The sequence below is a fragment of the Streptomyces sp. NPDC042002 genome (assembly GCF_055588305.1).
Genome location: NZ_JBVJCT010000039.1, coordinates 1 through 22,949 on the forward strand (window position 1 = coordinate 1; position 22,949 = coordinate 22,949).

General features: G+C 69.4%; 25 protein-coding genes and 1 pseudogene. 6 read left to right on the forward strand and 20 right to left on the reverse strand.

Going from position 1 to position 22,949, the window contains the following annotated elements:
• Window positions 1-156: 156 nt before the first annotated feature.
• Window positions 157-762 (reverse strand): hypothetical protein, encoded by a 606-nt coding sequence (locus ACZ6KY_RS35080; protein WP_469314296.1) that lies wholly within the window; start codon window positions 760-762, stop codon window positions 157-159.
• A 1,047-nt stretch (window positions 763-1,809) separates the two neighbouring features.
• On the opposite strand from ACZ6KY_RS35080, the gene ACZ6KY_RS35085 reads away from it, so the two are divergent.
• The 3 genes from ACZ6KY_RS35085 (at window position 1,810) to ACZ6KY_RS35095 (ending at window position 4,334) form a co-directional block, all read left to right on the forward strand.
• Window positions 1,810-2,862, forward strand: a complete 1,053-nt coding sequence (locus tag ACZ6KY_RS35085) for a hypothetical protein (RefSeq protein WP_469314297.1) — start codon at window positions 1,810-1,812, stop codon at window positions 2,860-2,862.
• 423 nt (window positions 2,863-3,285) lie between these two features.
• Window positions 3,286-3,858 (forward strand): hypothetical protein, encoded by a 573-nt coding sequence (locus ACZ6KY_RS35090; RefSeq protein WP_469314298.1) that lies wholly within the window; start codon window positions 3,286-3,288, stop codon window positions 3,856-3,858.
• Window positions 3,859-3,986: 128 nt separating this feature from the next.
• Entirely contained in the window at window positions 3,987-4,334 is a 348-nt protein-coding gene (locus ACZ6KY_RS35095) for a hypothetical protein (RefSeq protein ID WP_469314299.1), read from the forward strand.
• A gap of 114 nt (window positions 4,335-4,448) precedes the next feature.
• Here ACZ6KY_RS35095 and ACZ6KY_RS35100 read toward each other — a convergent pair whose 3' ends face one another.
• From ACZ6KY_RS35100 to ACZ6KY_RS35110, 3 genes are all read right to left on the reverse strand, one after another.
• Window positions 4,449-4,982: a DUF6262 family protein gene (locus tag ACZ6KY_RS35100; RefSeq protein WP_469314300.1), complete on the reverse strand. Its 534-nt coding sequence runs from the start codon at window positions 4,980-4,982 to the stop codon at window positions 4,449-4,451.
• Window positions 4,979-6,115, reverse strand: coding sequence for a hypothetical protein (locus tag ACZ6KY_RS35105; RefSeq protein ID WP_469314301.1), 1,137 nt, complete (start codon window positions 6,113-6,115; stop codon window positions 4,979-4,981). The genes ACZ6KY_RS35100 and ACZ6KY_RS35105 overlap by 4 nt, the downstream gene beginning before the upstream one ends.
• Window positions 6,116-7,504: 1,389 nt before the next feature.
• Window positions 7,505-8,671, reverse strand: coding sequence for a tyrosine-type recombinase/integrase (locus ACZ6KY_RS35110; protein WP_469314302.1), 1,167 nt, complete (start codon window positions 8,669-8,671; stop codon window positions 7,505-7,507).
• A 305-nt stretch (window positions 8,672-8,976) separates the two neighbouring features.
• Between ACZ6KY_RS35110 and ACZ6KY_RS35115 the strand changes: the two genes are divergently transcribed.
• Together ACZ6KY_RS35115 and ACZ6KY_RS35120 are read left to right on the forward strand one after the other, a co-directional pair.
• The gene (locus ACZ6KY_RS35115; protein ID WP_469314303.1) at window positions 8,977-9,207 is read left to right on the forward strand and encodes a hypothetical protein; all 231 of its coding nucleotides are present in this window, start codon (window positions 8,977-8,979) and stop codon (window positions 9,205-9,207) included.
• Between the two features lie 235 nt (window positions 9,208-9,442).
• Window positions 9,443-9,709, forward strand: a complete 267-nt coding sequence (locus tag ACZ6KY_RS35120) for a DUF6233 domain-containing protein (protein WP_469314304.1) — start codon at window positions 9,443-9,445, stop codon at window positions 9,707-9,709.
• Between the two features lie 114 nt (window positions 9,710-9,823).
• Here ACZ6KY_RS35120 and ACZ6KY_RS35125 read toward each other — a convergent pair whose 3' ends face one another.
• The 11 genes from ACZ6KY_RS35125 to ACZ6KY_RS35175 form a co-directional block, all read right to left on the reverse strand.
• Window positions 9,824-10,867: an MSCRAMM family protein gene (locus tag ACZ6KY_RS35125; protein ID WP_469314305.1), complete on the reverse strand. Its 1,044-nt coding sequence runs from the start codon at window positions 10,865-10,867 to the stop codon at window positions 9,824-9,826.
• Window positions 10,868-11,159: 292 nt separating this feature from the next.
• Window positions 11,160-11,648, reverse strand: coding sequence for a hypothetical protein (locus ACZ6KY_RS35130; RefSeq protein ID WP_469314306.1), 489 nt, complete (start codon window positions 11,646-11,648; stop codon window positions 11,160-11,162).
• A gap of 29 nt (window positions 11,649-11,677) precedes the next feature.
• Window positions 11,678-12,520, reverse strand: coding sequence for an SPDY domain-containing protein (locus tag ACZ6KY_RS35135; protein WP_469314366.1), 843 nt, complete (start codon window positions 12,518-12,520; stop codon window positions 11,678-11,680).
• A gap of 55 nt (window positions 12,521-12,575) precedes the next feature.
• Window positions 12,576-13,196: an HAD family hydrolase gene (locus tag ACZ6KY_RS35140; protein ID WP_469314307.1), complete on the reverse strand. Its 621-nt coding sequence runs from the start codon at window positions 13,194-13,196 to the stop codon at window positions 12,576-12,578.
• Entirely contained in the window at window positions 13,193-14,338 is a 1,146-nt protein-coding gene (locus ACZ6KY_RS35145) for an MFS transporter (protein WP_469314308.1), read from the reverse strand. The genes ACZ6KY_RS35140 and ACZ6KY_RS35145 overlap by 4 nt, the downstream gene beginning before the upstream one ends.
• Complete coding sequence (locus ACZ6KY_RS35150) at window positions 14,335-15,561, reverse strand: ATP-grasp domain-containing protein (protein ID WP_469314367.1); 1,227 nt, start codon at window positions 15,559-15,561, stop codon at window positions 14,335-14,337. The genes ACZ6KY_RS35145 and ACZ6KY_RS35150 overlap by 4 nt, the downstream gene beginning before the upstream one ends.
• 385 nt (window positions 15,562-15,946) lie before the next feature.
• Window positions 15,947-17,170 (reverse strand): MFS transporter, encoded by a 1,224-nt coding sequence (locus tag ACZ6KY_RS35155; RefSeq protein ID WP_469314309.1) that lies wholly within the window; start codon window positions 17,168-17,170, stop codon window positions 15,947-15,949.
• Window positions 17,167-17,688 carry a regulator gene (locus ACZ6KY_RS35160; RefSeq protein ID WP_469314310.1) on the reverse strand — a complete coding sequence of 174 codons (522 nt, stop codon included), beginning with the start codon at window positions 17,686-17,688 and terminating at the stop codon, window positions 17,167-17,169. Before ACZ6KY_RS35160 ends, ACZ6KY_RS35155 begins: the two co-directional genes overlap by 4 nt.
• Window positions 17,685-18,527 carry a winged helix-turn-helix transcriptional regulator gene (locus tag ACZ6KY_RS35165; protein ID WP_469314311.1) on the reverse strand — a complete coding sequence of 281 codons (843 nt, stop codon included), beginning with the start codon at window positions 18,525-18,527 and terminating at the stop codon, window positions 17,685-17,687. The genes ACZ6KY_RS35160 and ACZ6KY_RS35165 overlap by 4 nt, the downstream gene beginning before the upstream one ends.
• Window positions 18,528-18,567: 40 nt before the next feature.
• Entirely contained in the window at window positions 18,568-18,981 is a 414-nt protein-coding gene (locus ACZ6KY_RS35170; protein WP_469314312.1) for a hypothetical protein, read from the reverse strand.
• Window positions 18,982-19,003: 22 nt separating this feature from the next.
• Window positions 19,004-19,486, reverse strand: coding sequence for a hypothetical protein (locus tag ACZ6KY_RS35175; protein WP_469314313.1), 483 nt, complete (start codon window positions 19,484-19,486; stop codon window positions 19,004-19,006).
• A gap of 212 nt (window positions 19,487-19,698) precedes the next feature.
• Here ACZ6KY_RS35175 and ACZ6KY_RS35180 point away from each other — a divergent pair, with 212 nt between their 5' ends.
• Complete coding sequence (locus ACZ6KY_RS35180) at window positions 19,699-19,887, forward strand: hypothetical protein (protein WP_469314314.1); 189 nt, start codon at window positions 19,699-19,701, stop codon at window positions 19,885-19,887.
• 129 nt (window positions 19,888-20,016) lie between these two features.
• Here ACZ6KY_RS35180 and ACZ6KY_RS35185 read toward each other — a convergent pair whose 3' ends face one another.
• The 5 genes and pseudogenes from ACZ6KY_RS35185 to ACZ6KY_RS35205 form a co-directional block, all read right to left on the reverse strand.
• On the reverse strand, window positions 20,017-20,766 hold the full coding sequence (locus ACZ6KY_RS35185) for a hypothetical protein (protein WP_469314315.1): 750 nt from the start codon (window positions 20,764-20,766) through the stop codon (window positions 20,017-20,019).
• Window positions 20,767-20,782: 16 nt separating this feature from the next.
• Window positions 20,783-21,016: a hypothetical protein gene (locus tag ACZ6KY_RS35190; RefSeq protein WP_469314316.1), complete on the reverse strand. Its 234-nt coding sequence runs from the start codon at window positions 21,014-21,016 to the stop codon at window positions 20,783-20,785.
• A gap of 17 nt (window positions 21,017-21,033) precedes the next feature.
• Entirely contained in the window at window positions 21,034-21,498 is a 465-nt protein-coding gene (locus ACZ6KY_RS35195) for a hypothetical protein (RefSeq protein ID WP_469314317.1), read from the reverse strand.
• 156 nt (window positions 21,499-21,654) lie between these two features.
• Window positions 21,655-22,464, reverse strand: a pseudogene (locus tag ACZ6KY_RS35200) (IS5 family transposase); the annotation flags it as partial.
• 74 nt (window positions 22,465-22,538) lie between these two features.
• On the reverse strand, window positions 22,539-22,949 hold the full coding sequence (locus ACZ6KY_RS35205; RefSeq protein ID WP_469314318.1) for a RacP protein: 411 nt from the start codon (window positions 22,947-22,949) through the stop codon (window positions 22,539-22,541).

Consider the following 22,949-nt stretch of genomic DNA (forward strand, 5'->3'; position numbering starts at 1 on the left):
AGAACCCGGCCCACCGCGCCGGGCCCTCACCACGCCCACCGACCGACACCGCTCCAAACGACCCCGCGCAGCCAGCCATCATCCTCAACTGAAACAGCGAGGCTAGACAACTTCGATGCAGATTCAAGGTCAGATAGCGACCGTTAGCGACTGGCCTCACGCATCGCCAGCCTGCGGGGACAGCGCCCGGCGTCGTCTGCGAAAGAGGCGGCGCGGCGACAGACCGCCGGTCCGAACTACCGGGCCGGGGGCTGGCTGCTGAAGATGGGCTGCAGCTTTCTCGGTCAGGTCGTCGAGTCGCTGGTACACGTTCGTCGCCTGCGGAAATCCATTCCCATGGGCAGTTCGAGCGAGCGCCCGGTTCAGCTCCTTGAGGTGCCAGACCGCACCTTGGGCGAGGGCGCTCATGTCGCGCGGCGACTCCAAAGCAATGTCCAGAGCCTGCTTTTCGAGCCGCAGAATTGCGCTGCTGAACCGTTCTCGGGAGTCCCGGCGTTCGTCGTCAGTAACAGAAGAGTCGATGGTGGCGGCGCGCAACGTGAGGTCCGCCATGTCGTCGGCGAGAACGCGAGCATCATTGAGGAAGGTGGTGTAGACCTCACGTCGGACCTGCCGGAGCCATTGTTCGTGCGCACTGGATGCCTGCTTGTCCGCCTGGTACATGGCGCCTTTGAGGGCGATGCGTGCCGCGCCCCATGCGCCGCCCGCGCCGACTACCGCGCCGCCGAGCGCTCCGACGAGACCGGCTATCGCTGCGTCCATCCCAACCTCCCGTGTGTAGATCGATCACGCCTGGCGAGCCTATCGAGGGGCGTTCATGCGGACGGATTTTCCGTCCCTTTGGCAACGCGCGTCCACGTCCAGTTCTCTGGAGGTCGCCGACCCTGAGGCGGACTCTCGACGGAGTCCTAGCAGCTCAGTGGCTATGGTTGAGCACCATATTGATCGCAACATGTGTGGTGCAAGGCATGTCACCTTGTTCCCCTCCTTCGTGGCGTCAGAAGTCGTCGGTTGACTGTGCCGAAGGCACCAACCTGTCGAATTTGTCCCTTGGCTGGCCGGGCCCTGGTCCTCAGGAGGCGCCAGATACCCGGCGCTGCTGCGGTCGCAAGCACCGGCTGGCGGTTCGGGCGGGCAAGCACAGCATCTGGCCGCGGGTCCGTGCTGAAGGCTCCCGTCTCGTCCCTGCTTCCAGGGCGATCGGGGGGATTCAAACGAGCCGTACGATTCCCGTCATGAGCGATCGTGTTCGTCCCGGCCTTCTGATAGCCGCGCTTCTCGGCGGCCTCCTCGGCTCGGCCACCACCCTTGCGGCGGCGGTCTTCCTGCTTCCACTGCATGGCGAGCCCGGGTCTGCGGGTCCGCAGGGCCCTGCAGGCCCAGCTGGGCCAGCGGGAGCCCCCGCGACGCCGCTGGACACTTCAGAGCTTCGAGACGCGATTCCGGACCTGACCGGCTCTTACGTCATCGAAGGTGTCAGCTGCCCCAAGGGCACCATCCCGAGCCGCACCGTGAAGATCCCAGGTGACCAGTTCACCGTCGGAGAGACACTCCAGCTCTGCTACTTCGGGCCTTCAGCCCGATAGCCGGCTCCGTTAGGGGGCCAGCTGAGGTACGGCCGGAAGGGATAGCAGAGTCTCCGAAGTAGCCGTGATCAGCGGGGATGGCGGGGTGGAGGTGTACGGATAGCCCCCGGTCACCGTACGGAGTTCGGGCGGGGGGGGTGGGCTGGGTCAGCCGACGCCCTGCAGCTCCGGGTGCCGTCGGTGATACTGCCTCTCAACCGGTACGTCGGCGGAGGGGGATCAGATGACTGAACAGGAGTCCGAGGAGCGGCTGCGGCGGGCGGATCGGTTCGCTGCGTACCGGGAGGGGATCCCGCTGGATCCCTACGGCGTTCCGAGGTGGCTCCCTGACAAGACGCCGGGGGCCGACATGCACTTCCCGCCCCTCGCCAACGGCCTGGACTACCTCGCCAGCGTGGTGGACCGTCTGATTGACGATGAGCTGGGGGAAGCACCCGGGCCCCGAGACCTCAAGTACGCAGTCCTCCACCTCGATGCCGCCGCCGAAGTGTTCCTAAAGGCTCGCTTGCGGATCGAGGACTGGACTCTGGTGTGCCAGGACGCCGTGAAGGTCACCACGGAGGAGTTCCTGGCGGGCGACTTCAAGAGCTGCGGTACCAAGGAGGCGGTGAAACGGCTGAGGGAGCTGGGCCTCACGATCGCCCCGGCCGAGTCCGCCGCTCTGACGGAGCTGGCGAAGCTACGCAACAAGCTCCAGCACCACGGCACGACCGACACCCGCCCCATGGTCGAGGCACGCATCGCCAAGGTGCTGGACTTCCTGGTCTTGTTCCTCGATGCGGAGCTGCTCCCACAACTAGACGAACATGACCAGGAGCTGGCCCACGGCCACATGCTGCATGTCAGGGCTGGCCTCAACCGCATCGAGAGCTACGTAGACCAGCGCATGCAGCGGCTGGCGCCCGAGCTGCGCGGGCTTGAGGACCGTACGCTGTCCTGCCCACGCTGCTTCCAGGGCGCCTTGGTCGCCAACGACGACAGCGTGCAGGCCGGTGTGGCCAAGTGCCACTTCTGCCAGGGCGTATGGTCAGCCACAGAAATCGCGGCCGACTACATCGCCATACAGCTCAGCGGCCTCTTCAACGACACGGTGGAGCCCTGCACCACGTGCGGCCAGTCCGTCACCATCGTCCGGCACGCCATCCGGGTCGCGGATCTGGCCCCTGATGACGGGCTCCACGCCAGTGTGCACTTCTGCTTCGCTTGCGCTGCCCCGGCCTACGCCGAATTGGGGGGCGGCCGAGATACGGCCGGAAGGGATGGCAGTGTTTCTTGATGTCCGGTCGGGGCTGTTCGTAGGGGGATCCCCCACCGCACGGAGGCGATCTTCAGCCTCGGGAGACCGTGACCAGCCTCGGCGCCGTCTCGTTTGAGGCGTCCGGTGATCTGTACGGTGACCGGGGGTTATCCGTACACCTCCAACCCCGCCATCCCCGCTGATCACGGCTACTTCGGAGACTCCGCTATCCCTTCCGGCCGTACCTCGGCTGGCCCCCCGTTAGGTCTCGGCGAGCGGGCTTGCCGGTTACTCAGCAGGTCTGCGCGCCAGCCGGAACGGTGCATTGCATCCCTGCTCGCGATACCACCCGAGCCGCCACAGCACCCCGGCCTAGCGGGCGTTCGCGCTGACCGTTATCCTCCCGTTCTGCCCCTGGCTGGCGGGCGCCCCAGACGGGGGCGGGCGGAGGAAAGAGGAACCGTGCACGGGGAGCTGATCACCGCGATCGTCGCGACGGGGGTGAGCGCGGTCGCCACCGGCTACGCCGCCATACAGGCGCACATCGCCAAGGGCGCCGCCCGGGCTGCCGAGGCCCAGGTAGCACTGTTGCTCCGGCAGATTGAGGGGGAGGAGGCGGACCGCTTCGAGGCCCGCGGACCGCAGTTCAGTATCGAAGCGGCTCACATCGACGAATCCGACGTGAACGTGCCGCGCGGGAAGCTGGTGGTCAAGCAGGACTCCGGACCGCCGCTGAGCTCGGTCATTGTCAGTGCGACCGGCACCGGGGTGGAGGGCATGCGGGGCGCGTACGACCCCGACCACGGCTACTCGGAGTACCGCCCTGAGCAGGACCTCAACATCGGGCCGATAGCCGCCGGCGGGACACACGACGTCTACGTTGATCTGGACTACCACACGCACCGCACGAACATTCAGCTCAGCCTGGTGTGCCGGGACGCCGTCGGCGACACCTGGCAGCGTGCCGTCGCCGCGCGAGTCGAGCCGCTGCCTGACCCTCCGCGCGGGCGAGGAAGAACCCGGACCGTTCGCTGATGAGCGCTCTACAGAGCCGCTGGCGGCGGGCTGCCCGGGCCATGAGGAAGATCGTCGTCTGGACTGCGGGAGGAGTGTTCGGTCTTGTTTTCGTCAGCTTCGTAGGGCTGTGGGCGTGGCTATTGTTCATGGGCGCATTCGTCTGGAGCCACGACAAGGACCCGGCGCCGAAGCCCTCCGCATCACCGGCCCCGACCAAGACAGCCATCCTGTGGCAGCCGTACGAAGCGACCTGTCGAGATGGATGGGGTTCGCCGTCGATCGGCCGTAGCGGAGCGTGCAGCCATCACGGTGGCGTGGTGTGGTACTTCAAGTCGTCCCCCGGCGGCCTGATCACGGACTGCCCGTTCCTGGAGTTCCAGCCGAGCATCCTCGAACGAGCCGAGAAGCTCCAGGACAACGCTTCCGGGCTCGTGCAGTGCGATCTTCCGGACTACTCGACGGAGTCTCCCTACATCCCGAACCCGATCCACTGACCAGCAGTAAGCGCGCAGGGTGACCCTGCCCACCTACCCGATAGTCGGGTTAGCCTGCGTGTCAGCGGATCGACGCCTGGAGCGATGGACAAGAAGTGTCCTTGGCTCCTCCCCTCACGCTTCCGCGGACCGTACGGTGTTGAGTCGACTGAACAGCTGGCGGTTAGCCGCCCGTGCGGCCTGGAGTTCCTGGTCGCGTTCTTCGAGTTGTCCGGTCAGGTCGATGGCCTGTTGTTCCAGCACGGTGATTCGGCTCTTGAGCTGTTCAATGTCGTCGGGGGCTCCGAGGCCGGACTCTCGCCATGCCTGCTCGCCGAGGAGTTCGGAGAGCTTGGTCTCCAGGTGTCGCACACGGGCGGTGAGGCGGTTGCTGCGGTCCAGGGCGTTTGCCAGGTCAGCCTGCAGGGAGGCCCGGCTGACGAGGGGACCGGTGTCGTCACCGGGCGGTTCGGCGCTGGCGGCGTGGACTTGGGCGAGCAGGTCCTTGTGGCGGTAAAGAAAGGCGCGGTCGACTCCGGCCTGCCGTGCGATGCCCGAGACGCTGATGGTCGTGCCGGCTCGCCTGGCCGTGTTGATCGCCTTGATGACGCGCTGTCGGCGGCGGGCTGAGTCGGCCTTGCGGCCTTCGATCAGGGGGTTGGTGTTCATGCGGTCCGGTTCGGTCGAATGTCGGGCAGGGGCTGGCGGACGCGGGGCAGGCCGAGGTGGACGACGCTGTTGCGGGCACGTCGGACCAGGGTTGTGGCTTGGTCGATCTCGGCGCGTTCTTCGTCGGAGAGATCGTCGACGGAGTCTTTAACGCGGCGGATCAGGCGGCGGACTCGGCTGATCTCCTCGTCGGAGGGCAGGGCCTCGGCTTTCGCCCAGTCGTCGGCGTCAACCGTGGCCAGGAGCCGCTCGCGGTTGCGGAGCAGATCGGCGAGGTAGGTCTCCAGGTCGGGCAGGTAGGAGACGTCGGTGCGGAAGTGGCCGCAGCCGACGCAGCGGAAGCGGACGGGGCAGTCCTGGCCGTTCGCGGCGACGTTGGACGGTTCGCTGCAGACCCCGTAGGGGACGGCGACTTCACCGACGGCTCGCCGGAGGTGTTCGGTGTCCAGAAGTGCCTTGGCCTGCCTCCAGACGCGGCTGCCGTGACGGTCAAACTGCATCTGGGTGACCCGCTCGACAGCCTCCCGGCGGCGCTGTTCTCCAACGCGGTAGTACTGCTGCCTGGTGACCAACTGCTCATGGTCCATGAGCAGTTGCAGGACGTCCACGGGGACTCCGGCGTCCGCGTGGCGTTGCGCGTAGGTGTGCCGGTAGGCGTAGGGGAAGATCTTGGACTTGTCGAATGGCAGCATCTTCGTGACGGGCTGCCCCTCGATCTCGACCTTGGCCGCGACGTGGATGTCGGGCAACGAGTCCACCCACATCCGGTGTCTGCCGGAGACCCAAGCGGGGCTGATAGAGCGGGTGCCATCCACGCATCGGTAGGTCGTCGGCAGCAGTTTGAGCCGGTTCTGCGGCGTATCCGGGTACTGGGCGCGGACGCGTTCCTGCTCCTGGGTGATGAGTCCGGCGGTCGCTTCCGGGATCGGAAGGCGGCGCCCGTAGCGGTGCGACTTGTAGTTGTCGTAGATCAGGACCGGCTTGCCGTCGCCGTCCCGCTGGAGGCAGTCCCAGGCCAGTTTGCAGATCTCGACGGGGCGTCGGCCGGTATCGATAAGGAGCTCGATGGCGAGGCGGGCTTCCCGGTTGTGGGCCTCCTCCAGCTGCGGCAGGTTGGCGCAGAGGACCTCCATGACCTCGGGGGGGCAGGTCGTGGCCCGCCTCATCTTCGTCGGGCAAGGCGGGCACGTCCTCCAACCCCATGGCGAAGTCGTCCGGGAGTCCATGCAAGGGCTGGCCCGGCCGGGTCAGCCCCATCGCCCGCATCCGGATCAGGACCCGGCGCACGTAGGTGCAGTTGTCGTGGCGGCTCCGCAGCGTGATGTCGCCGCGTTGTTCGAGGAAGGCCAGGCGGTTTCCGAACGCGACGATGTCCCCGCGGCCCAGAGCGGCCGGGTGGTCGCCATGGTCCGGGCCTTGCAGGCGCAGGCTCTCGGAGAGCTTCTCCAGCGCGTTGACCTGGGACTGCACCGTGTCGCCGACGTTGTCGCCGCGGCGCCGGGGCAGGTCGTCCCACGCCCACATCTTCGCGGCCTGCCGCAGCCAGGGTTGGGTGATGCCGGTGAACCGCAGCCACTTGGTGTGGCCGAACGCCTGGAGATCCCACAGGTCCTTGTGGCGCTCGGTTTCGGGGGACAGTCCTCGGCGGTTGGCGTACCGGCAAAAGGCGTCGCGCAGTTGCCGATGCAGTCCGCTGCTCTGGTCGGTCAGCTCCAGTTCCTCGATCGAGGAGACCTGCCGCTGGCGCAGCAGGTCGCAGAATGGGCGCAGTTTGTAGTACGGGGTCCGCACGCAGTCCCGGATCCGCTCCTGCAGGCCGTACAGGACTTCGGTGACGACACGGTCGGGCAGGCCGCGCAGGTTGACCTCGTTGGCCTCGTCGATCGGCGTCACCGTGCGCCGCCAGTGGTCTTCGTCGAAGTCCCTGACGCGGCGTCGAAGGGCACGCAGCCGGGCCTTGTGGGCCTCGCAGTAGGGCGAGGTCTTCCCCGGCCGCTGCCGCACGCAGGCCGCGGTCTGACACAACCCATACGACTTCAGTGCTCTCACGTCGGGGTGGAGGAGGAAGTCCTCCATGGGCAGCTTCAGCGTGACCGTCCGCTGGTAGTTGTGCGCCGCGCACAACCGGACCTGTGCACCCTTCCAGGGCCGCGGACAGTCGGTGATCACGCAGTTCTCGATGCCGAGATACCGCCCGGCCTGGGCCGCGGGCGACGCGGCGAACTCCTCGGGACTGAGGTCTTGCCATTGTCGTTTCCAGCGGCTCCGGCAGCCGGAGCACAGCCCGCAGGCGTAGGTACTGGCGCGGTAGCAGGCCGGAACGATGCAGGCGTTCACACCCAGGTAGAGGATGCAGGCCTTCACACCCAGGTAGAGGTGGTCGTGCGGGAAGTACAGCACCCGCATCTGCGGCTCCCAGCCGAGCAGCGCCAGGAAGTCCGTATCGACAGCCGCCCACAGCTCTGCGGTGACCGCGTCAAACTCGTCCGTCTCGGGCAACAGGGGCGTTGGCAGGCTGATCATCACCGGCCCACCCCGTCGACCAGCTCGCGCGGCGTCGGCACCCGCTCGATCGCCGCACGCAGACGCCCAGGAGAGGGGTGTAGATATGGCTGGGCCGACGTCGGCTGTGACTGCCCCAGCAGGTTCTGAATCTCATCGAGCGTGCCGTCGGCGTCCGCGACGTTGCTGGCAAAGCCATGGCGCATCCGGTGCGGCGCCACATGCTCCTGCACTCCGGCCCGCCGGGCCAGGGCCTCGATCAGATCGCCGATCGCGTCCGGCGTGACCGGCGACCCTAGCGGCGGGCGGAAGAGGTTGACCAGCAAGAAGTCGCCGCCACCGGCGCCCAGCCGCTCGTGCCGTTCAGCGGCGTACTGATCGAAAGCCTGTACGACCAGGAAGTCCACCGGCATCGCCCAGGTGCGGCGGGACTTCGACCACGCCCCGTTGGGGTTCTGCCGCCGCACGACATGAAGGTGAGCGCCTTCCACATCACAGCCCAGCGCGCGGGAGTCCATCAGCAGGTGGCAGTCCTCGCGGCGCAACCCGGCCACTTGGCCCCGGCGTAGCCCGACCCGGGCCAGAAGCAGCACGATCAGCCGGTCCCGTGCGTTGCGGCACGCCTGGAACATCGCGACCACTGCTTCGTCGCTGGCCCGGTCCACCTGTGACTTCGGCTCCTGCAGCCTGTGCCGTGCCTTCAGCCGGTACTCCAGCCCGGCACCCTCGACATGGGCCTCATGCGGCAGATCCCGGGTGTCGGCCAGCTCGTAGATCTGACCGAGCACCCACGGCGGCACCTCGCCGATCCGGATCGCATGAGCCAGCAAGCCGCGCACCCCGGTCAGGACGCGGTTGACCCGCCGCTCGCCCCGAACCGGCACCGCTCCAGGCCCGGACACCACAGCGCCCACCGACCCGTCGGCCTGTACCGGCGTGTACTTCAGCCACACCATGAACAGGCCCAGATCCTGGGCCGCTACCCGCCAGTCCCGCGCGGTCCGTCGGCACCAACTCAGGTACAGGGCGACGTCACCGGCATACGCCTTCGTGGTCAGCTCCGCGCGGTGCTGACCGAAGCGGAGATGGCGCAGCCAATGATCCGCTGGCCGCACCACGTCCAACCCGTCATCGATGACCGTCCAGTACCGCGTTCCCGACGGCATCCGAACCGAGAAAGCCCTCACTTTTCACCTCTTGCTCCGAGACCTGTGCAACGACCGGCCACAGAGCGGCACCCCCTGAGAACCGACCTCCGGCTCCCAACGAGAGGGGCTCCAACAACGTCACGCCACAGGTTCAGAACCCCCAAAGAAGTCGGCCGTCTGCACAGACCAGCACGATCACGACGGCGCCGACCGGACGTTCCGACTGCTCTCTTTGGGCTATCCATCTCGCTCAAGGGCCAACTATCGCGCTACGCCCCAGGCGCACTGACGCCTCCTACCTGCAAGGATGCTCCATAAATCGAACACATGACGCAATAGCTGGTATGCGTTGCTCTGCTATTCCCGAGGATCTGGTTGCCGCGCAGTGCGCCTGGGAGCGGACCTATCGGAGTCTTGCCGACACGGCCAACCGGCAGCGGACGACAGTCCTGCGGCGGCGTCTGCTGGAGCTGTCGGTTCAGGTGTGGTGGCACCCCTACTGGCGGCAAATCGGGACCGGGCAGCGGGCGACGCTGCGCTCCTCGGCGCGGAAGCTGGAACCCGGGGCCGGGTAGGTGACTAGCCCGCACGGTGGCCGGCGGGCGGCCGATTGCTTTCCGGCCGAGATAGCGCTGACGCTGCCTGACGGGCAGACCGTGCGGGTCCGGCTCCACGAGCGGCGGGAGGTAGCCGGTCCGCGCCCGTGGCATTACCTCGTGGGCGTCCCGTCCTGGGTCTCGTGCTCGGACGGGGGCGAGGTAGCCGAGTACACGGTCTGGGTGACCGATCGGCAGCTGACGCCCATCGAGGGTGTGGATCTCTCCGGCGTGCCGACCCGCCGTCTGCCCGGCCCTCCGCCATGGCTGGCCCCCGGTTGGGTCGTCCGCCCCGCGCCCGGGCGCTGGGCGGACGGTCGTGCACGACGCCACGTGCCGTCACTCCGCGGGCGGCGGGACGGAGCTGGGCACGCAGGAGGCCGTGGACGCGCTGATGCGGGACGGGCCGCGTGCCTGCACCGACTGGGATGCGGCGGCCATGCTCGTCCCGGCGCTCGAACTCGGCCAGGGGTACGGATAGCAGCAGCGCTCCCGCCGCTGGCGCCGAAGCCTGACCAGCGGGTCGGCGTAGAGAGACGCGAGCATGCCCATGGGAGTGTGTCCCGGGGGCATGCTGACGGTGGTTGCTCTTCGGTTAGCTGGCCGTGCCGCTGTCGTCGGGCTCGGACCCGTCCTCCGTGCGACGGCGGACGACGACCAGAGTGATGACGCCGCCAGCGACGAGGAGGCCTGCACCCGCGGCAATCCATGGTGTGACGCCAGCGCCAGTATGGGCGAGGGAGCCCGCCGGTACCTTTGGCGTGGAATCGCCGACCGGGGTCGCGGCGGCGGTGGACGAGAAGTCGGCATCCGGTGTGCCGGTGCCCGGCGAGGCGGGTTTGGCCCCGCCGGCCCCGCTGCTCGGCTTGTCCGCAGAGGTGGACGGGGTTCCGGTGGGCTTGTGCGTCGGCTTGTCCGAGGGGTCGGGTTTCGGGTCGGTCGCGGTCTTGGCGTTGGTGACGGTCACGGTCACCGGGGCGCCGGGGCCCGCGCTGAACGACTTGGACGGCTTGTAAAGGTCGTAGCCGACTGGGGCCTTGATCTCCTTGACCCAGAACTGCGCCTTCCGGCTCGCCACAGGCAGTTCTCCGGAGGCCGTGCCCTTGGCGCTGGTGGTCAGGGTGAGCAGCGTCGAGTCGCCGGTACCGATGTTCACAGTCGCGCCAGGCAGGAGCTTGCCGGTCCTATCGTCCTTGACCTGCAGGAGGACCTTAGCGGCCTTGAACGGGTCGGTAATTGTCAGCCGTGTGGTCCCGCCTGGCGTGACGATGACGTCCTGGTCGACGACAACCTCGTGGAACGGGCTGCCGGAGGCCGTCTCCTTGAGCCGGTAGACGCCTGGCGCGAGGTCGGGGAAGGCCAGCTTGCCCTGCGCGTCGGTCTTACCTCGTCCGGCCTCCTGGCCTGCGGAGTCGAGCAGCAGGAACCCGGCGCCGGGGAGCACGTCCCCGGCCGGGTCCTTCGCGGTAATCGCGACGCTGCCCGCGTCTGGGACCGGTGTTTCTGCGGGAGCGACGGAGGCCGAAGGCGCCGGCTCGGACGGCTGCGCCGTCGCGGCCGGCGCCCAGGTGAGGGTACTGGTTACCGCGGCGGCGACGGCAGCGGATCGAACGGTGCGGCGGACGAAACGGAGATGCACGAGAAGAGGGGCTCCTTGATCAAGGGGCGGGGAAGGTCATCGGGTTCGGCCAGAGACCGGGGCAGGAGGCTGCGGGGCTGCAGGTGTGTTGCCGGGTGACTGCTTGGCTGTCGTGGTTGTGACATAGATGGCGCGGCGGGTGTGGACGGGAATGTCCTGGACGGCTCGATGGAGATCAGTGAGGCGGTGCCTCACGGTCTGAGCCGGGTCGAGGTTCTCCAAGGGGTGGGTCATCAGGGCAGGGCTCCTGCGGGAAGCGCGGAACACCGGGGCTGGAGGGTGTGGGCGCGGCTCAGCGTGCGCGTGCGCTGCTACGGGTGACCGGCACAGCGGGAAACGTGTGCGGGGTTCGGCCCGCCATGCGGCTCGACGCGGACGCGGTCCAGGCGGCGGGGAACCAGACGGCGGTGTACTGCTCGATGGCATCACGTAGCCCGGTGGTGACGGCGCCGTCCCACGGTGGCCGGTCGGGACGGTGGTATTTCCCGAACGTGCCGTACCCGCTGGTGTTGGGGTTGGTGTTGTGGGCTTCGTCGCGGCGGTGGAAGGTTCCGTGGTCCACGAAGCTGAGGGCGACAGCGTCGATCTCCCCGCGGTCCGGGTGGACGACGGCCAGGCGCAGCCCGCCGTAGGTGTCCGCGTAGATGGTGCGGCTGAAGTCGATCCGCAGCCGCAGGGGCGTGCCCGGAACCGGGGCAGCGTAGTAGGTGTTGCCCACGACGGTGCTGTCGTGGAAGGGGAGGCACAGTTCGGCGAAGAACTCGGGTGCCTGCAGGGACAAGGAGTCTCCGATCGGGATCGGGGCCGGTGCTATCGGCGGGAGCTGGGCAGGGCCGGTCGGCTGGTGGTGCTCCAGCGCGGGACGCTGGCCGCGGGGAGCGCGGCCGGGCGGCGTGATGCGGCGGCCTTCCGCACATCGAGCGGGGTGGGGGCCGGCGACCTGGGCGGGAGGACGGGGGTGAGCTGGGCCATGCCCTCGATGTAGCTGAAGGTGTCCTCGCGCCACCGTGGCAGCGGAGCCGGATCTGCGACGCACTGGGTGACGGCGGTGAGCAGGGCGACGGGGATGTCGGTGCTGGCCGTGGCGTACCAGACGGGCCGATCGATGGACGTGCCCGCCCACAGTTGCCAGCGGGCGTCGCACGTCGTCAGCTCGGCCTCCGGATCGAGGTCGCCGGTGGTGAACTCCAGGCCGGCAAGGCCGTCCGGGGACTGGACCGCGAAGACGCCCCAGCGCGGGCGGTCGATTTCCCAGCCCTGTTTCAGGAGCGGGACGACGGCGAGGAAGGGGTCGTGCTCGTCGATCCCGGCTGAGGGCCTGGCGAGGTAGGCGTCCGGCCCCTGCTCGTAGGCCGTGGCGAGAACGGTGGTGAAGGCGGCCACGAGCTCGGTGGGGACACGGTCGTTGAAACAGACGCCCCAGGTGGGCGGCCCGAACGGATCGCGGTAGGCGTTGATGCGCCAGAGCCCGTCGTCCTCGCCTTCAGGCAGGTAGCCCAGGCGCACGCGCCGGTCGGGGGCGTTGAGGTAGGCGTTGCCGAGGTCATCGTGCTGGAGGTCCCAGCCGAGCTCGAGGAGCGGGGCGAGGGCGGGGTCACCGATGCCGGTGGTGGAGGCGAGGTGGCGCGGAGAAACGAAGACGTCTCCGTCCATCGCGTGCAGGTCGTCGTGAGGGGTCACAGGTTCCTTGGTGGTCAAGGCGGACGGGTCAATGAGCAGGCAGCAGGGCTTCGTGGAGGGCATCGCTGGAGCCGGTGTGGTGCAGCGTCCGTAGGCCCAAGCGGGCGGCGGCCTGGCAGTTGTCGGCACGGTCGTCCACGAACAGGACCCGTTGTGGATCACCGATCCCGGTGGCCTGCAGCGCGTGGTGGTAGGCGGCCGGGTCGGGCTTGCACAGCTCCAGGCGGGCCGAGTACAACGCCTGGATCATCGTGCGGCGCCACTCGTGGGTGTCGAGCACGGTACTGAGGTGGGCCGGTGCGTTGGACAGCAGCACCATCGGCAGCCCGGTGGCGTGGGCGCGGCGTAGGACGGCCAGGACGCTCTCGTCGGTCTCGGTCCACATAGCTGTGTCAGCGGCGAGGAGTTCGCGCAGCAGGCGGGAGCCGGGGTGGGCGCCGAGGACGCGGGCCCAGTACGCCAGGTCGCTGAGCTGGCCGGCGTCGTAGAGGTCGCGGGCGTTCCAGAAGGCGCGCTGGAAGCCTGCGAGATCGTGGTCGGGCCAGGAGGCGGTGCGGGCCAGGCGAAGCCAGTGGGCTCGGGTGGGCTGCAGTCCGATGACGCCGTTGTAGTCGAGGATGACGGCGTCAGGGCTGGTGGGGAGGGTCAAGGGGTGGTGTTCTCCAGGGCGCGAGGGGCGAGGGCGGCGAGGGCGACTGCGAGGAGGGCGGGCAGCAGCAGTGCCGTGGGCAGGGTGGTGGCGCTGGCGAGGGCGCCGATGAGGGCCGGTCCGGCGAGCAGGCCGAGGTAGCCGGTGACGGAAACCGTGGCGACGGCCCTCGGGCCGTGTCTCCCGGCGGCGGTGATCAGGGAAGGGACGGTGCCGGACAGGCCGAGCCCGAAGATCGCCCAGCCGGCCAGCGCCGCCGGCACGTTGTCGGCCAGGATGCCGGTGGCCAGTGCGGCGGCGGCGAGCACCGCGCCGGTGCGGACCACGGCGGGGGCACCGAAGCGGGTGGTGAGCCGGTCACCGGTCAGCCGGCCGATCGCCATGCCTGTGCTGTAGAGGGCGAAGGCACTGGCGGCGACGGCCGCGCCGGCGTGTAGGGCATGGACGTGCACGGCGGCCCAGTCGGCTGCCGCCCCCTCCCCCAGCAGGCTCGCAGCCGCCAGCACACCGAGCAGCCATACCCTTCCAGCCGCTCGGCCCGGACCGGACCGCTGGGGCCCGGAGGTCGTGGAGTGGTCGGCGCCGCTCAGAGCGAGGGTGCGCGGGCCGGCCACGAGTACGCTCGCCGTCAGTACGACGCCGACCGCAAGGAACAGGGTGCTGTGGGCTTGGCCGGCAGTGGCGGCGGCCAGGGCGGCGCCGCCCAGCGCGCCGATCGAGTACGCGGCATGCAAGGAGGACATGACCGGTCGGCCGATGGCGTTCTGGCAGCGGACCGCCGCAGTGTTCGCGGCAACGTCCAGCACACCGTGCGCGGCGCCGAAAGCCAGCGCCGCCGCGAGCAGCGAGGCCAGCGTCCGGCACTGCCCCAGCAGGGCGAGGGCTGCCGCCAGTGCGACAGCTCCGCCGATCAGGAGCAAAGGGAGCCGTTCGGGCCGGACGAGTCGGCCGCCGGCCTGCAGTCCGGCGACCATGCCGAGGGCGGCAGCGAGCAGGACGAGAGACAGGCTGCCGGTCGTGAGGTGGGCGGCGTGCTGGACGGCCGGCATCCGGGCGCCCCAGACAGCCATCACCACGCCCAGGCCGAGGAAATAACCCGTCAGCAGGGCACGGCTGCGGCGGACGGAAACATCGGAGCTCATGCGAGGGGCCCCTCAATAACAGGCTCGTCGGCCGTACGGGGTGCGACGTCGATCCGGATGCGGCGGACAGCCTGCTCGGCGCGGGCCTGGGCGAGTTCTGCGTTAGGCGCGGTGGTGATCAGGTAGCCGATCCGCGCGGTCCACATGTTGCCGCCGTCGGCCGGGAGAAGCAGTTGGTCGCCGACCTGGTGCTGGAAGTACACGCGCTCCAGCCAGCCGGGGTTGACGCCGTCGAAGGCGAGACGGTGCAGGGTGCCGGAGGTATCCGGGTACATCAGCTGGATCGCGGCGGCCGAGGACCAGGTCGGGGTGAGGTCGGGGGCACGGTCGCAGGCGATGTCGGCGGCGGCGCGCGGCAGGTCGATGCCTGTGGCGAGCTGGACGAGGTGGCCGATCATGTCGCCGGCGATCCGGCCGTTGACCTCGACGAGCCGCGGTCGGCCGTCGACCAGCCGCATTTCGACGTGACTGACGCCGTTGGTGATCCCTACGGCGCGGATCGCGGCCGATGCCACGGGGGTGACTACGTCGGGCAGCGGGTCGGCGGCGTCCACGCAGTGGGCCAGTTCCTCGAAGTACGGCGGAGCGCTGACCGTCTTGCGGGTGACCGCGACCACGGTGGTCTCGCCGCGGTAGGTGACGCACTCGACCGATACCTCGGGCCCGTCGAGATACTCCTCCACCAGCACGCTGGTGGACTCCCGACCGAGCCCGGCCGCCTGGTCGGCGAACCTGAAGGCAGTGGCGAGCTGTTCGGGGGTGTCGGCGCGGATCACTCCGATGCTGGCCGCGTGCGCGGCGGGCTTCAGCACGACCGGGTAGCCGATCTGCCGGGCCGCCGCCCCGGCCTCGGCCAGGGTGCGCACGCTCACCGAGGCAGCCGACGGCACCCCGTGCCGTGCGAACAGCGCACGGGACGTGGCCTTGTTGCGGCATGCCTGCATGGCTTCCGCGGCGTTGGCGGGCAGGCCGAGCTGGCGGGCGAGGCGGGCGACCGGGACGAGGTACCACTCGGTCCAGGTGAACACCCCGGCCAGGTCGTAGCGGGCGGCAAGCGCACGGCCTGCGGCGGAGAGCGCCGCCTGATCGGTCGGGTCGGACACGACCACGCAGTCCCGCAGGTAGGGCACCTCCCACGAGGGCTCTTCGCTGGTAATCAGGACAACGTCATAGGCGGCGGCCACGGACTGAAGGCAATACCTGCGGTACGCCTCGGCCTCCATGTCAGCTGCGGCGACGACCAGAACGACAGGACGGTCGGACAAGAGGAATCTCCTCGGGATGGGTGGGGGTGCGGGGGTTGTGTCGGCGGCGTCCCCGGTGGTGGAGGGCCACTGCGGGCGCTCGGCGAGCAATCGACGCGTGGTCTGCGGCTCGGTGGGACCTCGCTGTCGAACGGGGCGATCGGTGGCCGGGAGCGGGGACCGTCAGGCGGCGCGATACCGGTGGCCAGGCGGCGGGCGGCCATGCGTTCCAGGGCGCGGTAAACGTGCGGGTTGTGTACGTCTACGGCGTGGAAGCACTCGGTGGTGGTGCGACCGCTCTCCCGGCTCGCCCCGGGGCAGGCAAGGGGCCTGGAGTGATCCACAGGCTGGGGTGCTGGACGGGTCACGTGCGCAGGGCGGGGTCGGTGCGTAGGCGGGTGAAGGCGAGGAGCAGGCCGAGGGCCTGCAGGACGGCGCAGGCAGTGATGACGTGGCCCATCGCGTCGGGCGGGGTCAGCGCGGTCAGTACACCGGCGACGGGGAAGGGCACCAGGAGGATGAGGATGGTCGCCGACAGGGTGCTGCCGAACTTCTCCGGCGGGATCAGGCGGGAGCGCAGCGTGCGCAACACGACCGTCATGCCGCCATCTGCCGCCGTGAGGACCGCGACGAGGACCAGGTAGGACAGGTAGTCCGGTGCCTGGGCGACAGCGAGACAGGCGAGCGAGGCGAGGGCCGCGCAGGCGGCGCCGACCGGCCACAGGCCCAGGCGGTCGATCGCGAACCGGCAGAGGGTGACGCTGAGGAGCGTCGCACCGGCGGCTGCGGACCAGACCAGGCCGACGGCGGTGGTGGACTGCCCGAAGTGCTGGACGACGATCACGGGGCCGGCTGCTTGAAGGAGTCCGGTGGCCAGGTTGGACAGGGCCAACCCGGTCACGAGCCAGCCGAGCGCAGGCAGAGTGCGGATGGTGCGCCACCCGGCACCGGCCTGCGCCTTCGGCGTGTGGGCCGGGGCGACGGGCGAGGGTGGTGTGCGCAGTGCGAGCACCGCGGCGAGAAGCGAGAGCACGGTGATCACCGCGAGCATCGGCGGCGGGCCGGCGAGCAGGAGCACTCCGGCGAGCGCCGGTCCGGCAAGGATCGCGGTCTGGTCGATGCCGAGCAGGACGGCCTGGACGCGGTGAGCCCGCCCTCCTGCTCGGCGGCCGGCGGCGGCGCCCGCGGTCTCGGCCGCGATGTAGCTGAATTGGGTGAGCACGCCGGTGGTCGCCGCGAGCGTCATCACGGTCGTGATCGCTACGGTGCCGGACGGGTGGAGGTGGAGAAGGATCGCGCCAGCAGCGAGGGCCAGCGCGCGTCCCAGGGATGCAAGGTGGAAGACGTGCGCTGCCCCGCGCCGGTCGACGATCGTGCCGGCCCATCCGAACGCTGCCAGACGGGGCACCCATTCCATGGCGAACGCCGCGCCTGTTAGCGCTGCGGAGCGTGTGGTGGCCAGGACCAGAAGCGGGATGCCGTAGGTGGACATGGCGAACGCGAGGGCGTCCGCCGCGCGCGGCAGGTAGATGCTGCGCAGCAGCTCGCCGGTGTGGCGTGCGTGCCGACGTGTGACCGCCGTGCTCACGCGACCGGCTCGGGCTCAGGCACCACAGTGACCTGCGGATTGCTGGTCAGCCACTGGATCAGGAGAGCGCGGGGACGGGCGAGGTCCGCCTCGGCCTCGGTGCTGGGCAGGTGGTCCGCAGCGTTCGGGCGGGGGACGCCGTCGGCGTGCTCGGTAGCGAGCGAAGGCGCCAGGAGGTCGAGGACGTGTCGGATGCGGCTGCTGAACTCGCAGACCGGTGCCGGGGAGCCGTGGCGCCGGGCCCAGCGAGCAGCCGCGCCGTACAGGTCGGCCAACTCCGTGCCGGACTCGCTGAGTTCCAGACCGGCGCCGGGCACGGTGCGGACGAGACCATGTGCGTGGGCTTCTTCGATGGCGCGGCGCAGTTGGTGCGCGGAGAGGTCCGGGAGGATACCGGCCAGCCGTCGCGGCGGTATCGCCCCGTTGTCGTCGATCTCGGTGACCAAGCGGATAAGGGAGTGCGAGGCCAGCAGCTCGACAGCGTTGCGTACTTCGGCAGGGGTGAAGCGGCTGGTCATCGGTGCGGGCCTCCTGCCTGGATGGCCGCCTTCGGGCGGGCGGTCGTGGCGTGGGAGAAGAGGTCGCGGTTGTGCCACGCCGGAGAGGACTCACCCGTCCGTGCCTGCGGGAGCGGCGCGGGAGTCGGCCGGGACTGGTTGCTGACCCACGGCCTCGGCGTCGGCTTCGCCTGCGGGTGCCCCCAGAGCGGATGTTGGGCCGCCTGGTTGAGGGGCTGCCCGGCGGACCACGCGGACAGGGCGCCGAGAATCGGGCCCAGGCCGTCGCCCGCCGCGGACAGCCGGTAGGGCTGGCCGATGCCCTCGGTGTCGACCAGGCCGTCGGCGACGAGCTGCCGCAGCGGCGGGTAGATGTTGGTCCAGTCGCTGCTGGGCATCACGATCCGGGCCAGGGCCCGGCCGCTGACCTCCTCGCGGGACTTGAGCACCCACAAGATAGCGGCGGCATGGCGCCGGGTGAGCAGGGTCAGGCTGTCCTCGATCTGCTCGATCGCCGGCAGCGGATGCTCCGCGGTCTCTAGATGCTCCTCGGCCCAGGTGACGATCACCGGCAGGACCGACAGCAGGGCCACGCCACGCTCGGTGTGGCCGTAGGTCACGTGCCGTGCGGTGTGTTCGGTGCGCTCGACGAGACCGGCGTCGCACAGCGACTGCAGCTTGGGGTGGAGCTGGCCGTTCTGCAGCCAGGACACCTTGTCCGCCAGCTCGGTGTAACGCAGCGGCGGCCCGGAGAGCGCCAACAGGATCCGCATGTTCCAGCGCGGGGTGATCATGGCGAGGGCCTCGGTGACCCGGGCGACATCGGCGTCAGTGTCAGGGGGCAGAGCGGTGATGGCCAAGGGAGGAACTCCTGGGTGCGTAAGGGAAATCGCCCGCGGATCAGCGGCTGTGGGCCGTGCTCTGGGACGGACGGTGCGGAGCCGGAACGGGCAGCGAGGGAGCCGGCGGGGACGGCACCTGGGCCGGGATACGGGTGAGGCTCTGCAGGACGACGGTGAGCGACTTGGCCTGTACGTCGCGTACGGCGACTGCTTCGGCGAGCCGACGGGCGCCGTCAAGGAGGTGGGAGACCTCGTGCTGGCCGATGTGCCGTTCGGGGTGGATGAGCCGGGCGAGGTGGTCGCGGTGGAAGTCGATGCTGCGCTCGGCGAGGACGAGATCGTCGTGCATGCCGAGTAGAGCGGAGAGCATGCCGGGCGGCTGGTCCTGCGCGTGGGCTTCGAGGTCGGCGAGCGGCGCCCCGTACAGATCCTCGATCCGTCCGGCTACCTCGGTGGACGTGAAGTGGGGCAAGCGGGGGCTTTCATGAACCAGCTCATCGGACGGTCCTTCCCGCTTGCGGCACCGACGCCGGCAGGGGTGCGCCCGTGGGTCGGTGTGGAGGGTTGGTCTGCACCGCCGGTCCCGTTCGGGGGCGAAGGCGGGCCAGCCGTTCGGCGGCGAGGTCCTTCTTGCCCGGAGCGTCCGGGTCGAGGAGCCACCGCACCACCAGGGCTCGGCCGTCGCGGGCGGTGACGGCCGCGTTCACGCGGTGCGCGAGGCCCATCGTCGGGTCGTCGACCTCGCTGGGCTGCGTCTCCAGCGCGGTGAGAAGGTCGTCCTCCGCGCGGTCGAGCACCGACTGGGCCTCGACGAGGAGGCCGTGCCACCTGATGACATCCGTGGCGTCAGGGTTCGCCGTCGGCGCGGTGGCGACTGCGGCCTTCAACTGGGCTATGTCCATACCGAAGTGGGCTTCGATCCGTTTGGTGAGAACGCCCACGACATCCTCAGTGCCATCGGATGTGCCGTCGGACAAGGGGGAATCTCCTTCTCGGGAAAGGCCGATGCTGCGGGACGCATACGAACGGGCGTCTGTGCCCGGCGGCTCACCGCTTACGGGCACCTGCTGTGTGCCTGTCAGTCCAGGCACATGTGGGAGTCGCGGTAGACGTACTTCCCCAAGACCCAGTCCCGTGGTCGCGGTAGAGCACGCCGAGCGCGGTGGACTTCGTGGTGGCCTTGGACCGGATGGTCACAGCCTTGGCGTACACCTCGTACGGCAGCGCCGGCAGGGACGAGCAGCTGCTGGCCGAGGAGGCGGTCACAGTGGTGCCCGCGCTGGCGGCGGTGACGGACAGCACCGGCAGAACGAGCGCGCCAAGCATCGCCGTGGAGATGGCGATTCGGGTGGAGCGCATGCGGAAGAACCCTCCGTGAAGGCGCAGGAGTTGCATGGAATGGCGCCACGGGAGTTGTCCCGGCGGCTGTATAAGAGTCCGGGGAATTGCCGGTTTGGCTAACCGGCGATCGTCGGCTATGTTCCGGCGCGCCAGTCGGCTCTGGTGGTTAGCGTGCGCGGCCAGGCGGGCGGGGAACAGGGGCCTTCGGCAGTGCGGCCGAGCGCGGTGCTGCCGCTGCCGGGCGGACCGACGGAAGGGGGCCGGCCTCGCCGGTGAGCCGGTCATCGCACCATTGCAGGGCCTCCTCGGCTGTGGCGAAGCCGCCCTCCCGCAGGGTGTGGGTCCACGCTTTGGTGTCGATCTCCTCTATCACCACGTGGAACGGAGAGGGGGCTCGCTCATCCAGGGCGCGCAGGACCACGACGGTGACCATGTCGTCCGGGTCGTCTCGGGTGTAGGAGTAGCCGATGGAGTAGTGGTCGCCGTCGGCTGCGAGGCGTTGCTCCAGCGCCCGCGTCGCTTCGTCCGCCGGCGGTGAATCCAGCTCGGGGTTCAGACCGATCGCGTCGGGCGGGCAGCCGCGATGGATCAGCCAGGACTGTGCCATCGCCGGCAGCGGCAGCGGGGCGTGCTCGAAGCTGAACGTCCTTCTCTCCCGGTCTCGTTGAAGGTGTACGGCGACCATGTGGGGCATCCCGGGGTGTCCCCAGGTGGCGGTGCGGTCGAGCAGGACGTAGTAGCTGTGCGCGCCGTTGGTTGTGTGGTGTTCGGCGAGGGGGACGAGCATGTCCTCGGAGACGGCGACCTGACGGTAGAAGTCGAGGCAGACCTGTTCGTCGGCGTCGAAGTCGTCCAGTTCGAAATCGACTTGGGGGATGGTCTTCCGGGTCCGCGCCGGTTCGGTGGGGGACAACAAGAACCTTTCGGGGAGATCAGCGCCGGGGTGCGGGCGTGAACGCCCAAGGCCCGGGCCTGGCTGGCGACTTCGGTACCTGGGCCGTGGCGGGCGACCGGCCGGTGGCCGACAGCGCGGCACGTCCGGCGTCGGTCAGCGCGACGAGCTGGCTGGCGTGTACGGGGTGGCCGGTATCCCGGGCGCCCAGGCCGGCGGCTTCCGGCTTCTGCAGGTCGGTGTGAGGGATGCGGATGCCGGAGGCGGCGGTCACGGCGGGACTCCGTGCGTTCAACGGGTGTGACGGTGCGCGGGGTTCTGCGCGGGACGGGGCAGGCCCGGCAGCGTGGCGGGCGGCGGGACGGGCCGCGGTACGCGGCCGTGCAGGGTCAGCTGCGGGGAGCCGGAGCGTGCCGCGTGGGTGCGGGCGCTCAGCGGCCGGTGTGTCATCCCCAGGCGGCGCCCGACCTCGTCGTAGACGTCGTTGCCCGCACGCGGCCGGACCGCGACGACGTGAATCTCCCTCCGGTGCGCGGACTCGGCGGGCGCCGGACGGACGCCATAGACGATGCGCCAGTCCTTGCGCGAGTCCACGAACAGCTTGCGATAGCCCTCCAGGTCACCGTCCAGACGGAGCCCGAAGCGCTGCGCGTTCACGACTTCCTGCAGGTAGGCGAGAGTAAGGTCGCGGATGTCGCTCGGTGCTTGGAGGAGATCGGTCAGGGCACGGGGGTCGAAGCTCAGTGCCTGTGTCACATCCTCTTTCCGCAGGTCGGGAGGGATTGAGGCTGGGTGTTGATCGGGTCTGCCGTTCGGTTAGGCGTCGATGGACGCCGAAGCGAACGGCATCCGGAGGGTCCGTCAGGCGGATGGGGCAAGGGGAGTGGGGGTCTCCTCGGTCCGGCGGCTCCGTCGAGTTAGGCGGCGGGTCATGAGGGTGATGAAGGCCCACTGGACGTGGGCTTCGGCGTGGGACATGAGGCGTTCGTAGTCCCGCGCGTTTCGGCGGGCCCGCATCGTCCACGAATTCGACCGTTCCACCACCCAGCGCTTGGGCAACAGGACGAAGCCTTTGGCGTCCTTGGGTCGGGAGACGACCTTGACGGTGATGCCGAGGGTGGTCTGGGCCCAGGAGGCGAACTCGTCTCCGCCGTAGCCGTTGTCCGCCCAGACCAGCACGATCTCGGGGTGCTCGGCGTGCAGGCGGGTCAGCAGGATGCGGGCGGCGTCCCGGTCCTGGACGTCGGCCGGCGTGACGAGCAGGTCGACGAGGAGGCCGTCCTGGTCAACCAGAAGATGCCTTTTCCTCCCATTTATATGTTTGTTCGCGTCGTAGCCGCGCGTCGCCTTCGACACGGTCTCCGCACCCTTGACGGACTGCGAGTCCACGATCACCCGGACCGGCCAGGGACACCGCCGTCGCCGAAGCCGCAACCGCCGGCGAAGCTGATCGAGGACGTGCCGCAGCACACCGGCCTTCGCCCAGCGCGCGAAGTACCCGAACACCGTGCGCCACGGAATGCCGAAGTCAGCAGGCAGCGCACGCCATTTCGCCCCGTTGTCGGTGATGTAGCGGATGGCGTCGACGACGCGCCGGCGGGGCCACTTCTCCGGAGCCCCGCCCTTGAGGGTCCGGCAGGCGGGGGTGGGCAGGAGCCGTTCTAGGAGGGCCCATTCGAGGTCGCTGGTGTCGGAGGGGTAGCGGTAGCGGGATAGCGACATGACCAGGTGCCGGGCCGCGACCTGAAAAGGAGCCAACGAGTGGGGCGGTCGCGGCCCGTCGCCTTTCCAGGGGTTCACTCCAGGTTGGAGAGGAGGTGCAGGGTGGACTCGATCGCGCCCATCTGCGCCATGACCGTGCGGATGTAGGGGTCGTCAGGCTTCTTTTTCTGGTGCGGCAGGAGAATGCCGGCGATGAAGTTCTCCACCCGGTGGTGGACCGACTCGAAGAACGCCCGCTCGTAGCCGATCCAGACCTCCGGCGCGTCCTCCAGCATCCGGTAGCCCCACGTCTTGTCCCAGGTCACCGGCGGAAGCCCCTTCGCGGCGGCGACCTGACGCAGGTGCGCGAGCCCGGTGTGGACCTGCGCGCGGGTGCGCTCGGTGGCCGCCATCAGCTGGACGATCGTCAGACCGGCGGGACGGGCCTCCAGCAGGGCGGACAGGACGGCTTCGGCGTGGACGTGAGCGGGAACGCCCCGCCCCAT

Bases quoted from the DNA above. Each gene is read 5' to 3' on its own strand.
- ACZ6KY_RS35080 (WP_469314296.1), bottom strand. From the start codon at position 762: ATGGACGCAGCGATAGCCGGTCTCGTCGGAGCGCTCGGCGGCGCGGTA.
- ACZ6KY_RS35085 (WP_469314297.1), top strand. From the start codon at position 1,810: ATGACTGAACAGGAGTCCGAGGAGCGGCTGCGGCGGGCGGATCGGTTC.
- ACZ6KY_RS35095 (WP_469314299.1), top strand. From the start codon at position 3,987: ATGGGCGCATTCGTCTGGAGCCACGACAAGGACCCGGCGCCGAAGCCC.
- ACZ6KY_RS35100 (WP_469314300.1), bottom strand. From the start codon at position 4,982: ATGAACACCAACCCCCTGATCGAAGGCCGCAAGGCCGACTCAGCCCGC.
- ACZ6KY_RS35105 (WP_469314301.1), bottom strand. From the start codon at position 6,115: ATGGAGGTCCTCTGCGCCAACCTGCCGCAGCTGGAGGAGGCCCACAAC.
- ACZ6KY_RS35115 (WP_469314303.1), top strand. From the start codon at position 8,977: ATGCGTTGCTCTGCTATTCCCGAGGATCTGGTTGCCGCGCAGTGCGCC.
- ACZ6KY_RS35135 (WP_469314366.1), bottom strand. From the start codon at position 12,520: ATGGACGGAGACGTCTTCGTTTCTCCGCGCCACCTCGCCTCCACCACC.
- ACZ6KY_RS35145 (WP_469314308.1), bottom strand. From the start codon at position 14,338: ATGAGCTCCGATGTTTCCGTCCGCCGCAGCCGTGCCCTGCTGACGGGT.
- ACZ6KY_RS35150 (WP_469314367.1), bottom strand. From the start codon at position 15,561: ATGGAGGCCGAGGCGTACCGCAGGTATTGCCTTCAGTCCGTGGCCGCC.
- ACZ6KY_RS35160 (WP_469314310.1), bottom strand. From the start codon at position 17,688: ATGACCAGCCGCTTCACCCCTGCCGAAGTACGCAACGCTGTCGAGCTG.
- ACZ6KY_RS35180 (WP_469314314.1), top strand. From the start codon at position 19,699: ATGGTCACAGCCTTGGCGTACACCTCGTACGGCAGCGCCGGCAGGGAC.
- ACZ6KY_RS35205 (WP_469314318.1), bottom strand. From the start codon at position 22,949: ATGGGGCGGGGCGTTCCCGCTCACGTCCACGCCGAAGCCGTCCTGTCC.